Raw genomic sequence first — 13701 nt, 5'->3', positions numbered from 1 at the left:
GGGCGCGCATTTCTTTGCTTACTTTCTTTGGGCAAGACCAAAGAAAGTGAGTCAGCCCCGGCAGGGGATGAAACAAGGGATGCACCACAAACAACAAATCTAGAGCACACATCAAAAAAAAACGCACAAGCCCCCGCCCCCATCCACTCCTATAATCCGCGCCACGAGAACCCTCTTTGGAGACCCGCAGGATGCAATCCCTCCATCCTCCCAAGCACATTCCGGCGGCGACCCTGCCGGAGCTGACGCTACGCGGCATGATCCTTGGCGCGATCATCACCGTGATCTTTACCGCTTCAAACGTGTATCTGGGCCTGAAGGTCGGCCTGACCTTCTCTTCGGCGATTCCGGCAGCGGTCATTTCGATGGCGGTGCTGCGCATGCTCGGCGGCACGAACATCCTCGAAAACAACATGGTGCAGACGCAGGCGTCTGCGGCCGGGACGCTGTCTTCCATCATCTTTATCCTGCCCGGCCTGGTGATGATCGGGCACTGGCAAGGCTTCCCGTTTTGGCAAACGTTTGGAGTGTGCATGGCGGGCGGCATGCTCGGCGTGGTCTTCACGATCCCGCTGCGCCACGCGATGGTGGTGCAGAGCGACCTGCCTTATCCAGAAGGCGTGGCGGCGGCAGAAATCCTGCGCGTGGGCAGCGGCCAGTCGGCGGACGGTGAAGACGCGGCCGATGACGACGCGGTGCCCGCCGCCACCGGCATGCGCGATCTGGCAGCGGGCGGCATCGTTGCGGCCATCGTGGCCTTTGCTACCAGCGGCCTGCGCCTGTTGGGCGAAGGGGCGAGCTGGTGGTTTGCGGCCGGTGCCGCAGTGGTGCGCTTGCCGCTGGGCTTTTCAACGGCACTGCTCGGCGCCGGCTACCTGATTGGCATCGTGGCCGGGCTGGCCATGCTGGTGGGCCTGGTGATCGCCTGGGGCATCGCCGTGCCGTATCTGACCTCCATCACGCCGATACCGGCGGGCAAGGCGCTCTCTGCGTTCGGCACAGATATCTGGCGCACGCAGGTGCGCTTTATCGGCGCCGGCGTGATTGCGGTGGCGGCCGTGTGGACGCTCGGCACGCTGATCGGCCCGGTGGTGCAAGGCGTGAAGCGCTCGTTTGGCAGCCTGCGCCCGAAAGCCGATGGCGCGCTGCGCACCGAGCAGGACATGGCGCCGCGCTGGATTCTGCTGGTGACGCTGGCCATGGTCGTGGTGCTGGTGATCACGTTTGCCGCATTCCTGGCGCCGACCATGCTGTCGGCCGGCTCGCGCTGGACGCTGATCACCTGCGCTGTGATCTTTGCGGTGGTGTTCGGCTTTCTGGTGGCGGCGGCGTGCGGCTACATGGCCGGGCTGATCGGCTCGTCGTCGAGCCCGATTTCGGGCATCGGCATCATCGCCATCACGTTGGTGTCTTTGCTGCTGTTGGCCATCGGCGCGGACAACGGCATCGTGGGTTCACCGGAAGCGAGCAAGCTGGGCATTGCGCTGGCGATCTTCACAACGTCGGCCGTGGTGGCCGTGGCGACCATCTCGAATGACAACCTGCAAGACCTGAAGACCGGCTGGCTCGTCGGGGCCACGCCGTGGCGCCAGCAGGTGGCGCTGCTGATCGGTTGCGTGGCGGGTGCGGCGGTCATCTCGCCGGTGTTGGAGCTGCTGTACAACGCGTATGGCTTTCCGGGTGCGCTGCCGCGTGCCGGCATGGACGCCGCGCAGGCGCTGTCCGCCCCGCAGGCGACGCTCATGACGGCCATCGCCACCGGCATCTTCACGCACCAGCTGGAATGGAACATGGTGATTGCGGGCGTCGTCATCGGCGTGCTGCTGATCGCTGTCGACTGGGCGCTCAAGCAGCGTGGCGGTGTTGCCCGGCTGCCAGTGCTGGCGGTCGGCATCGGCATCTACCTGCCGCCGACGATCAGCACGGTCCTCGTCACCGGCGCGGTGCTGGCGTGGGTCATCGAGAAGATTCTTGCCAAGCGCGCACAGGCGGCCGGCGTGCCGTACGCGCGCTATGCCGAGGTGCCGAACCGCCACGGCGTGCTGCTGGCGTCGGGCCTGATCGTCGGCGAAAGCCTGGTGGGCGTATTGATGGCGGCGGTGATTGGCGCCACGGGCAAGGACGCGCCGCTGGCGATCGTGGGCGCGTCATTTGAAGGCACGGCGCAATGGCTTGGGCTGATCGTGTTCGCCTTGGTATGCTGGGCCTTCGCGCGCCGCGTTCTGGCGGTGCGACCGACTCACTGACCCCAACCCGCATCATGCTGCTCCGCGACGCAACGCAGGCTGACCTGCCCGCCATCCTCGCCATCTACAACGACGTGATCGCCAACTCCAATGCGATCTACACCGAAACACCGGTTACGCGGGAAGACCGCACCGCGTGGCTGGCCTTGCGTGCCACGCAGGGGTATCCGGTGCTGGTGGCCGACGATGACGGGCAAGTCGCAGGCGTTGCATCGTTTGGGGATTTCCGGCCGTACCCTGGCTTTCGCACCACCGTCGAGCACTCGGTGCACATTCACCGCGACTGGCGCGGCAAGGGGCTGGGCAGCCTGCTGGTTGAAGCGCTGTGCGAGCGTGCCGCTGCGCTGGGCAAACACCTCATGGTGGGCGCCATCGACGGCGCCAATGCAGGCTCGATCCGGTTGCACGAAAAGCTCGGCTTCAAGGAAGTGGGCCGCATGCCCGAGGCCGCCATCAAGCACGGCCAGTGGCTCGACCTTGTGTTCATGCAGCGCTGGCTGGAAGCGCCCGGAACGGTCCGCAACGACTGACCGTTCTTCGATCGATGCGTCAGGCGGGCTGCGTTGCCGCCTGCGTCCAGCGCCCGCAACCGCGTCGCACGGTCTCGTGCAGGTTGCGGGTTTCTCGTTGCGCCGCGCGGATCCACTCGGCATCCGCATCGCGCGCCTCCACCACCTCCCGGACCATGTCGAGCGCGCCTTCGGACGACAGCGCCTCGGCGTGTGCCGACAGCACCTTGCTCGTCTCCAGGATGTGATCGGCCAGCGCGCCGCGATTGCCCGTGGCCGGGTCGACGTATTCACCGGCCAGCCCGAAGCGGCAGGCCTGGAAGCGGTTGAAGGTGTAGACGAGGTAGTCGTCTTCAACGGGCATGAACGGGCGATCGAGCAGCAGCCAGCGGCCGAGCGCCTGGATATAGGCGGCGATGGCGGCGGCGCGCTCCACGGTCAGCGGGGTGTCCATCACGCGGACTTCGATCGTGCCGTACTCGGGCTTGGGGCGGATGTCCCAATAGAAGTCCTTCATGCTTTCGATCACGCCGGTGGCGTGCATCTTGTCGAAGTACGCAATGAAGGCGTCCCACGTCAGCACGAACGGCGCGCGGCCCGACAGCGGGAAGGCGCTGACGGAGTTCATGCGCGCCGAAGCGAACCCGGTATCCACGCCCTGCACGAACGGCGATGACGCAGCCAGCGCAATGAAGTGCGGCACGTAGCGCGACATGGCGTGCAGCAGGTACAGCGCATCGTCAGGATTCGGGCAGCCCAGGTGCACGTGCTGGCCGAAGACCGTGAACTGCTTGGCGAGGTAACCGTACAGATCCGAGATGTACTGATAGCGCGGCGATTGCGAAATCTGGCGCTGGCTCCATTGCTGGAACGGATGCGTGCCGCCGCCGCAGATGCCGATGTTCAGCGCCGTGGCGGCCTCGGCCATGCGGTCGCGCATTTCGCGCAGCTGCCAGAGCGCCTCATCGTGGCTGTGGCAGATGCCGGTGGAGATCTCGATCATCGAATCGGTGATCTCGGGCTTGATGTCGCCGGGGTATTCCTTGCCCTTGAGCATGCGCAGCAGGTCTGGCGACGCCGAGGCAAGATCATAGTCATGGCGATTGACGAGCTGCAGTTCCAGCTCGACGCCAAACGTGAGGGCTTCGGATTTCGAGAATGGTTCGAGGGACATGGGGCTCAGTGCCTCCCTTCGTCTTGTCGCACCTCACCTGCCCAGCGCAGCGAACGCGCGGTCAGGATCGGTGCAGCAATCTGCTGGATCGCCAGCGTGCATAGGATGATGGCCGCCAGCGGCCCGCCGGTCTGCGGATACAGCGCCGCCGTATCGTGCATCAGCAACCATGACAATCCCGACATGGGGCCGAGCGCCAGGCCGAGCGCAATGCTCTGCCGCATCGACAGCCCCGAAAACGAGCCGAGCGCCGTGGTGGCCGCCAGCTTGGCAATGAAGCGCGACAGCACCAGCGCCACCGCCGCCACGCCGCCAATCGCCCAGTCCGACGCCTTGAGCGGCAGACCGAGCGACACGATCATCACCACAATCAGGATGCTGCCCGCGCTGCCGAAGTGCGACGGCCACACGCGCGGGTGATCGTCCTGATGCTTGAACACCACGCCGGCCAGCAGTAGCGTCAGCGGCACCGACAGCTTCAGCAGCTTGGCCATCGCCAGCGCAAACAGCACCAGGCCCACCAGCACCAGGAACGCGTAGTGATCGTCACCCGCCATGCGGTGATACAGCGCATGGCCCACCTTGCCGACCACCCAGGCCAGAAGCACGGAGCCTGCCAGCAGGTACAGCGGGTGGATCAGCGCAGCCGCCCAATGGCCGTATTCGCTATGCAGCCAGCCGGCGGTCAGCGGCACCAGCACGCTGGCGTAGATGCTGTTGAGTGCGCCCAGGGAGAGCAGTCGCTCCGTCACCTGGCCTTCTGCACGCAGTTCGTTCTTGAGTTGCAGGAGCACCGTCGGAGACGTGGCCACCGCGATGGCGCCTGCGGCCACCGCCACGGGCGTCGCCACGCCAAACAGCTGCAGCACCCAGGTGACCAGGCCCCAGGTCAGCAGGCTTTCGAAGCCGCTGGTGAGCAACAGCCAACGATTGGCACGCAGCCATTCGAACGACAGCCGGTGCCCCAGTTCGAACAGCGCCAACGCCAGCGCCATCTCGATCAGGATGTGGGTCTGGTCGAGCATGTCGGCGTCGATGAGCGGGCGGCCGAGCACACCGGCTACCAACCCCGCCGCCGCATAGCCGACGATGCGCGGCAGCTTCAGCGCCGCCCGCGCGAACTCGCCGCAGAGGGCAGCGCCGACCAGCGCCAGCCCGATCCAGAAAAGGCCGCCAGGAGCGGGCGGCCACGAAGGGAAGAGATCGTGAAGTCCTGTCATGGCCGACATGGTACCCGAAGCCCTCATCCGGGAAAGTCAGCCAAGCACTGACACGCGTTAGAGTCGCGTTACACGATATTTAATAATAGATCGATGATTTTCGATGCAGAAGGCGACAACTCTGCGTTTGGAGTCGCCGGCTCCCGGCAAAGAAAAACCGCCCCGGAGGGCGGTTTCCATACTGCGAATGGCTGAGAGCCGGTCGGATTACTTGCCGCCGACGCTTTCCAGCGGTGTCCACTTGCCGCCGGTGACCTTGTAGACGGTGATGCCGCCGTCCTTCAGGTCGCCCTTGTCGTCGTAGGCGTAGTGCTTGGCGGTCACGCCTTGCATGTTGGTCGCGGCCAGGATCGGCAGGTACTTGCTCGGGTCCGACGAACCGGCCTTGACCATGGCTTGCATCAGGGCCATCGCGCCGTCGTAGGCGTACGGCGAGTACGTCTGCACCGGCGTGCCGAAGCGCTTCTCATAGCGGGCCTTGTAGCCAGCGCCGCCCGGCATCTGCTCCAGCGGCAGACCTGCCAGCGAGCACACCACGCCTTCGGCGGCTTGCGCGCCGGCCAGCTTGATGAAGTCGTCGGTCTTGGACATTTCGCCCGACATCAGCGTGGACTTCATGCCCAGTTCGCGCATCTGCTTGACCAGCGGAGCCGACTGGCCTTCCGCGCCGCCGTAGAACACGGCGTCAGGCTTCTTGGCCTTGATCTGCGTGAGGATCGACTTGAAGTCGCTGGCCTTGTCGTTGGTGAACTCACGACGCACGATCGTGGCGCCGGCAGCCTTGGCGGCCTTCTCGAACTCGTCTGCCAGACCTTGGCCGTAAGCCGTGCGGTCATCGACGATGGCGATGTTCTTGTAGCCCAGCTTCTTGACGGCGTACGTGCCGACCACCGAGCCCTGCTGGGTGTCGGAGGTCATCATGCGGAACGTCGTCTTGTAGCCTTGCTTGGTGTATTCCGGTGCCGTGGCCATCGCGATTTCTGCGATGCCGGCGTTGTTGTAGATGCGCGAAGCCGGGATGGTCGTGCCGGAGTTGAAATGGCCCAGCATGCCCTTGATGCCGCTGTCCACAAGCTTCTGTGCGACGGTGGTGCCGGTCTTCGGGTCAGCTTGGTCGTCTTCCGAGATCAGCTGGAACTTGACGTCCTTGCCCGCGATCTTCGGCTTGGTGGCGTTGAACTCTTCCACAGCCAGCGTCAGACCGTTCTGCATGTCCTTGCCGTACTGGGCTTGAGGACCGGTCATCGGGCCGGCGTAGCCCAGCTTGATGACTTCCTGGGCCGATGCCGCGCTACCAAGCGCGCACAGTGCTGCCGCCAGACACAGTTGCTTCAATTTCATTTGTGCGTCTCCTAGTTCAAACGCAATTTGGATCAATAGCGCGACGGGATCACCGTCGCCCTCCTCCCGCTTCGCGCGCCATCCGTACCCGTCGTGCGGATGGTGCTGCGAATCCTGCTCGTGCTCCCCGTCAGCCGATGGTCATCAGACTGGCGTTGCCACCCGCGGCGGCCGTATTGACCGACAACGAACGCTCGATCAGCAGGCGCTCCAGCGCCAGCCCTTCCCCGCCGTGCGGCAGGCCTTGCACCCCCACGATCGGGCCGGCACGTCGTGCCAGTCCTTCGCAGATGGCGCGCAGATGATCCGAATCGCCGTGATGCAGCACCGCATCAAACGCCGCTTCGTCGGTCGACCCGACCACGCGGACGCGCGATTGTACTGCCGCCGGCAAGCCCCGAAGTACCGCTTCGATGGCAGGGTTTTCCTGCACAACGGCCACGCTGCCGACCGCCAGCACGGCTGCCAGCTGGCGCAACCAATCCGCCGGATCGGCCGCCACGCACAGCACTGCTTCGCGCGGCAACAGCGTGTAGGTGTTGCGCTCGCCGGTCGGGCCGGGCAGCGTGGCGGTGGCGCCCGTGGCCGAGGCCGCAGCCAGGCGCTCGCACAGCGCCGCGAGATCGGCTGACTGCGCCGTCGACTGCTTGCGTGCCCAGTCCGTCAGCGCGTCGAACGGTGCCAGCAGCGCACGGCGCGCGTCGGTATCGACTTCCGTACCGGCGCCTGCGGTGAGTTGCAGCGCGGTGCGCATGGCGTCCTGCGGGCACGTCGACAGCAAACGCAGCAGATACAGCGGGCCGCCGGCCTTGGGGCCCGTGCCCGACAGGCCTTCGCCGCCGAACGGCTGCACGCCCACCACGGCACCGACGATATTGCGGTTCACATACAGGTTGCCGACGTGCGCGCGATCGACCACGTGCGCGATGGTTTCGTCGATACGCGTGTGGATGCCCAGCGTCAGGCCGTAGCCCGTGCCGTTGATCTGTTCGATCAGCTTGGTCAGGCCGGTGCTATCCGAATCCTTGGCCGAGCGCTTCCAGCGCACCACGTGCAGCACGGGGCCGAAGATCTCACGCGTCAGGTCCGACAGGCTATCGAGTTCGATCACCGTCGGCGGCACGAAGGTGCCGTGCGCGCATGCGGCCGGCACAGGTGCCTGATGCACGCGGCGGCCCTTGGCGCGCATCGCTTCGATGTGGCCGACGATGTTGTCGCGCGCTTCGGCGTCGATCACGGGGCCGACATCGGTGGCGAGGCGATCCGGATTGCCCATCGCCAGCTCGGCCATGCCGCCCTTGAGCATCGTGAGCACGCGGTCGGCGACGTCGTCCTGCAGGCACAGCACGCGCAGCGCCGAGCAACGCTGCCCCGCCGAATCGAACGCAGACGACAGCACATCGGCCACCACCTGCTCGGCGAGCGCCGACGAATCGACAATCATCGCGTTCTGGCCGCCGGTCTCGGCAATCAGCGGGATGGGCGCACCGTTGGCATCCAGGCGACCGGCCAGCGTGCGCTGCAGGATGCGCGCAACTTCGGTCGAGCCGGTGAACATCACGCCCTTGGTGCGGGTGTCCTTCACCAGCGCGGCGCCGACGGTCTCGCCGCGGCCCGGCAGCAGTTGCACGGCACCGGCCGGCACGCCGGCTTCGCGGAGGATGCGCACGGCCTGGGCGGCGATCAGCGGGGTCTGCTCGGCGGGCTTGGCCAGCACCGGGTTGCCGGCGGCCAGCGCGGCGCTGACCTGGCCGGTGAAGATCGCCAGCGGGAAGTTCCACGGGCTGATGCAGACCACGGGGCCCAGCGGGCGGTGCGTGTCGTTGGAGAACCCGCCGCGCACCTGCGCCGCGTAATAGCGCAGGAAGTCGACAGCCTCGCGCACTTCGGCGATGGCGTTGGACAGCGTCTTGCCTGCCTCGCGGATGATCAGCCCCATCAGGTGCTGCATCTCGCCTTCCATCAGGTCGGCGGCGCGGTCCAGCAGCGCGGCGCGTGCCTCGGGCGGCGTGGCTTGCCAGATCGGCGCGACGGCAGCGGCGGCCGACAGTGCGGCATCGACGTCGGCTTCAGTCGCTTCCGTCACGTGGCCAACCACATCGCGCAGGTCGGCCGGGTTGCGCACGGGCTGCGCCGTACCGCCCACGTACGGCGCATCGCCGATGGTCGGCTCGGCCGTCCAGACGGTGCTGGTGCCGGCAAGCAGGGCGGACGACAACGACGCCAGGCGCTGCTCGTTCGCCAGGTCGATGCCCGACGAGTTGGCGCGCACGTCACCGTAAAGGTCGCGCGGCAGCGGAATCTTCGGATGCGGCAGGCCGAGCGTCCCTTCATCGGCGTGCATCTTTTCCACCACGGCCACCGGATCGGCGACGAGGTCGTCCAGAGGAATCGACTCGTCCGCAATGCGGTTCACGAACGAGGTGTTGGCGCCGTTTTCCAGCAAACGGCGCACGAGGTAGGCCAGCAGCGTTTCGTGCGTACCGACCGGCGCGTAGATGCGGCACGGGCGGTTCAGCTTGCCCGGCTTGTTGCCGACGACCTGCTCGTACAGCGGCTCGCCCATGCCGTGCAGGCACTGGAATTCGTATTGGCCGGGGTAATAGTTCTGGCCGGCCATGTGGTAAATGGCCGCCAGCGTGTGCGCGTTGTGCGTGGCGAACTGCGGGAAGATCGCCTCCGGCGCGGCCAGCAGCTTGCGCGCGCAGGCCAGGTACGACACGTCGGTGTAGACCTTGCGCGTGTAGACCGGATAGCCCTCCAGGCCGTCAACCTGGGCGCGCTTGACCTCGCTGTCCCAGTACGCGCCCTTCACGAGGCGGATCATCAGGCGGTGCTTGCTGCGGCGGGCCAGATCGATGATGTAGTCCAGCACGAACGGGCAGCGCTTCTGGTAGCCCTGCACCACGAAGCCGATGCCGTTCCAGCCGGCCAGCTCAGGCGCAAAGCACAGGCGCTCCAGCAGATCGAGCGACAGCTCCAGGCGGTCGGCTTCTTCCGCATCGATGTTGATGCCGATGTCGTATTCACGCGCCAGCATCGCCAGCGCCTTCACGCGCGGATACAGCTCGTTGATCGTGCGGTCGTATTGCGCGCGGCTGTAGCGCGGGTGCAGCGCCGACAGCTTGATCGAAATGCCCGGCCCTTCGTAGATACCGCGCCCGCCCGAAGCCTGCCCGATCGCGCGGATGGCCTGCTCGTACGACGCGAGGTAGCGCTGGGCGTCTTCCTCCGTCATCGCGGCCTCGCCGAGCATGTCGTAGGAATAGCGGAAGCCCTCGGCTTCGAACTTGCGCGCGTTGGCCAGCGCTTCGGAAATGGTTTCGCCAGTGACGAACTGCTCGCCCATCAGGCGCATCGCCATGTCCACGCCCTTGCGGATCAGCGGTTCGCCGCTCTTGCCGATGATGCGCGTGAGCGCCTTCGACAGCCCGGCTTCGTTATGCGTGGCGACCAGCTTGCCCGTCAGCAGCAGGCCCCAGGTGGCGGCGTTCACGAACAGCGACGGGCTCTGGCCGACGTGCGAATACCAGTTGCCGTTGCTGATCTTGTCGCGGATAAGCGCGTCGCGCGTGGCCTTGTCGGGAATGCGCAGCAGCGCCTCGGCCAGGCACATCAGCGCCACGCCTTCCTGGCTCGACAGCGAGAATTCTTGAATCAGGCCCTGCACCAAGCCTTCGCGGCCGGTGCCGACCTTTTGCGTGCGGAGCTTGCCCGCGAGGTCCCGTGCGAGCTGCTTGGCTTCCGAGGCGAGCGCACCCGGCAGGCGAGCCTGCTCCAGCAGCATCGGAATGGCTTCGGTTTCCGGCCGGCGGTAGGCGGCGGTGACGGCGGCGCGCAGGACCGACTGCGGTTGCACGCTTTGCGCAAATTCGAGGAACGGTTGCACCGTGGGCTCGTCACCTTCGTGCACGTCCGAGACGGCAGCGGCGGCGGACGGGAGGCCATCCGCCGCCGGGCCGTTTGCATCAGTTGGCAGCTGCCCCCGCTCCACTTGGTCCAGATACGTGAAGATCGCCTGCTTGATCAGCCAATGCGGCGTGCGGTCAATGGACTGCGCAACGCGCTTGAGGCGTTCACGCGAAGCATCGTCCAGCTTGACCCCGAGGGTGGTTGTAGCCATGTGGGTTCCTATCCAGAGCTGCCATTGCCTGGCTTGTGGCCGGCAAATTGGGCGGATCATACGCCTGGCGATCCCGAAGGTGCAACCTAGTGAAACCCCTTGGTTCGAAATGGGTAGATTGGGGTGCAACCGCTGGGGTGGTTGGGGGCTTTTGGGGCGACTTTATTGCTTTGGGGGGTGGGGTTTTTTGCTTTTGGTGCATCCCTTGTTTCATCCCCTGCCGGGGCTGACTCACTTTCTTTGGTCTTGCCCAAAGAAAGTAAGCAAAGAAATGCGCGCCCGAGATGGCGAAAGACTCCTTGAATTTCTGTAACCGTGCGGAGAAGGAGGCAAACTCGCTGCGCTCAAACAGGCCTCCTTCTTTTTTCCGCCCGCTTACAGAAATTCAAGGCGCCATCTAGGGCAGGAAAGTCAAAGGCCAAACCATCTAAGCGCAGACCCAAACGACAAGGCCAACCGCGCGATGGGTTGGCCTTTTTCTTTTGACGTTAAGCCCTTGATGGCGCCTTGGATTTTTGTTGCGGGAAGGATAAAGAGGGGAGGCCTGTTTGAGCGAAGCGAGTTTGCCTCCCCTCCCTTCCCGCGACACAAATCCAAGGAATGGGTCGCCATCTCGGGCGCGCCTTTCTTTTGCTTACTTTTCTTTGGCAAGACAAAGAAAAGTAAGTCGGTCCCGGCAGGGAACGAAAGGGGGATGGACCACCAGCCCTCAAGTCCTCAAGTCCAAGTCCAAGCCCTCAAATCCTCAAATCCTCAAAGGATCAATCTCCAACTGCCACCGCACCCCCTTCACAGTCTTGCCAATCCCCGCAAACCCCTCAGTCCAGGCCGTCAAAAGCTTCTGCAACGCCCCGCGAGAACCCGATTCCACCAGCAACTGCGCCCGCTCGCGGTTGGCCAGGCGCACCATCGTCATCGGCACCGGATCATGCAAAAACACCGGCGCGCCCAATTCAGCGGCCAAGGCTTCACCAGCCGAACGCGCGGCGCCCAAAAACTCCAGCGCGCGTGCGACTTCCTTGTGCTCTGCGGTCAACAACGCCTGATAGGCAAACGGCGGCAGCCCGGCCTGTTTGCGCTCTCGCAGCAGCTGGCGCGCAAAACCGTCGTAGTCGTGCCGAACCAGCGCCTGCAGCGCCGGTGCGTCGGGATACCGCGTCTGAATCAGCACCTCGCCGGCCAAGCCCGCCCGGCCCGCGCGGCCCGCCACCTGCATCAGCGAGGCAAAGAGATGCTCCCCCGCGCGGAAGTCGTGCGAGAACAGCGAGGAATCGGGCGCGACCACGCCCACCAGCGTTACGCGCTGGAAGTCGTGCCCCTTGGCGACCATCTGCGTGCCGATCAGGATGTCGACGCTGCCTTCGTGCACGGTGTCGAACAGCGCTTCGGCGCTGCCCTTGCGGCGGGTGGAATCGGCGTCGATGCGGGCGACGCGGGCCTGCGGAAACAGCTCGCCGAGCGTTTCTTCAATGCGCTGGGTGCCGCGCCCGAGCGGGGCGATGTCGACGTTGCCGCAGTCTGGGCAGTGATGCGGAATGCGCGATTCGTACCCGCAGTGGTGACAGCGTAGGCGCCGCTCGGGCTTGTGCAGCACCAGGTACGCCGAGCAGCGCGGACAGCCTGAGAGCCAGCCGCACGCGTCGCAGGACAGCACAGGCGCGTAGCCGCGGCGGTTGAGGAACAGCAGGCTTTGTTCGCCGCGCGCCAGGCGATCGGCAATCGCATCGACGAGCGGTTTGGACAGCCCATCACGAATCTGACGCCCGGCGCGGCGCTCCAGGTTCAGGTCGATGAGCGACACGCGCGGCAGCACCGCTTCGGCCTGGGCGCGCTGCGAGAGCGTCAGACGCGTGGTGGCCGTCTGCTCGGCGCGCCACCAGGTTTCCAGCGACGGTGTGGCGGAGCCCAGCACCACGGGGATGTTGCGCTGCTTGGCACGCCATAGCGCCAGATCGCGTGCCGAATAGCGCAGGCCCTCCTGCTGTTTGTACGACGTGTCGTGCTCCTCGTCGACGAGGATGAGCGCGAGGTTGGGCAGCGACGCCAGCATCGCCAGCCGCGTGCCGAGCACGATGCGCGCTTCACCGCGATGCGCGGCCAGCCAGTTCAGCGCGCGCGGTTGTTCGGCCAGACCGCTGTGCAGCGCTGCCATGGGCACACCGGGAAAACGCGCCGCAATGCGCGCCTCCAGCTGCGGCGTCAGGTTGATCTCGGGCACCAGCATCAGGACCTGCGCGGCGGGGTCGCGCGCCAGCGCGTCGGCGATGGCGTGCAGGTAGACCTCGGTCTTGCCGCTGCCGGTCACGCCATACAGCAGGAACGGGCTGAATGTGCCGGCCGCCCCAGCCTGGGCAATGGCCGCCACGGCGGCGGCCTGTTCGTCGTTCAGGGCGGGCGCCACGGAAGGCGCCGGCAGTTCGAGCGGTTGCGGCAGCAGCGCCTTCGGCCGCAGTTCTGCACGCAGCCAGCCGACGGTCGTCCAGTCCCGCAGCTTGGCGACGGCCTGCCCGTGCAGCTCGACGGCGGCGCTGGTGGACAGCTCGCCGTCGCCGATCAGTGCTTCGGCCAGGCGCATGGCGCCGGACGCACGTTTCGGAATGCTGTCCAGCAACGCGGCCCGCGCCGGCTCAAACATCACGTAGACGGTTTCGTTGGCCTGCCGGGCGAGGTTGTCCCAGCTGCCCGGCGTGCGCCACAACGGCGGCAGCGCCGGCAATGTCACCTCACCGAGCGCACGGTGGTAGTAACCGGCAGCAAATTCGGCGAGCGCTCGCCATGCGGCGTCGAGCGGGGGCACCCAGTCCAGCACCCGCTCCACATCGCGCAGCTTTTCCTGCGGGACCTCGGTGGTTGCGGCAGTTTCGACCACCAACGCCACCACGCGCCGGTTGCCGAACGGCACCACCACCAGTTGCCCAGCCAGCACGGGTTGCCCGCACCGGTAATCGAACACGGCATCGAGCGGTGTATCGATCACCACACGCGCAATGGCAGCCGACACCTTGGCATCAGAAAACGCGGCGTCGACGAGGGCGGTGGTCATGCTTGGCGCAAACGGTTGAATTGCAAAGAGTTTGTTGCGATGCAG

7 protein-coding genes are annotated in these 13701 nt (G+C 65.8%); 2 read left to right on the top strand and 5 right to left on the bottom strand.

Translation table 11 applies throughout. The annotated features are described in order from the left end of the window. Positions 1–191 precede the first annotated feature (191 nt). Positions 192–2246, top strand: coding sequence for an OPT family oligopeptide transporter (locus tag R2669_RS14790; RefSeq protein ID WP_316889174.1), 2055 nt, complete (start codon positions 192–194; stop codon positions 2244–2246). 14 nt (positions 2247–2260) lie between these two features. Next, on the top strand, positions 2261–2776 hold the full coding sequence (locus R2669_RS14785) for a GNAT family N-acetyltransferase (RefSeq protein ID WP_316900841.1): 516 nt from the start codon (positions 2261–2263) through the stop codon (positions 2774–2776). 19 nt (positions 2777–2795) lie between these two features. On the opposite strand, the gene R2669_RS14780 is transcribed toward R2669_RS14785, so the two are convergent. From R2669_RS14780 to R2669_RS14760, 5 genes are all read right to left on the bottom strand, one after another. Further along, entirely contained in the window at positions 2796–3929 is a 1134-nt protein-coding gene (locus R2669_RS14780) for a YbdK family carboxylate-amine ligase (RefSeq protein ID WP_316900840.1), read from the bottom strand. Between the two features lie 5 nt (positions 3930–3934). Further along, positions 3935–5158 carry a cation:proton antiporter gene (locus tag R2669_RS14775; RefSeq protein ID WP_316889169.1) on the bottom strand — a complete coding sequence of 408 codons (1224 nt, stop codon included), beginning with the start codon at positions 5156–5158 and terminating at the stop codon, positions 3935–3937. Positions 5159–5356: 198 nt separating this feature from the next. Beyond that, positions 5357–6490 carry a branched-chain amino acid ABC transporter substrate-binding protein gene (locus R2669_RS14770; RefSeq protein WP_147219242.1) on the bottom strand — a complete coding sequence of 378 codons (1134 nt, stop codon included), beginning with the start codon at positions 6488–6490 and terminating at the stop codon, positions 5357–5359. Positions 6491–6620: 130 nt separating this feature from the next. Further along, positions 6621–10613, bottom strand: coding sequence for a trifunctional transcriptional regulator/proline dehydrogenase/L-glutamate gamma-semialdehyde dehydrogenase (putA, locus tag R2669_RS14765; RefSeq protein WP_316900838.1), 3993 nt, complete (start codon positions 10611–10613; stop codon positions 6621–6623). 745 nt (positions 10614–11358) lie between these two features. Beyond that, positions 11359–13656, bottom strand: a complete 2298-nt coding sequence (locus R2669_RS14760; protein ID WP_316900836.1) for a primosomal protein N' — start codon at positions 13654–13656, stop codon at positions 11359–11361. Between the last annotated feature and the right edge of the window lie 45 nt (positions 13657–13701).

It is taken from the genome of Ralstonia edaphi, assembly GCF_958350185.1.
In the GTDB taxonomy this organism is placed as follows: domain Bacteria; phylum Pseudomonadota; class Gammaproteobacteria; order Burkholderiales; family Burkholderiaceae; genus Ralstonia; species Ralstonia edaphi.
Note: the sequence above shows the minus strand (reverse complement) of the source record. Positions and strands in the feature narration are given on the sequence as shown.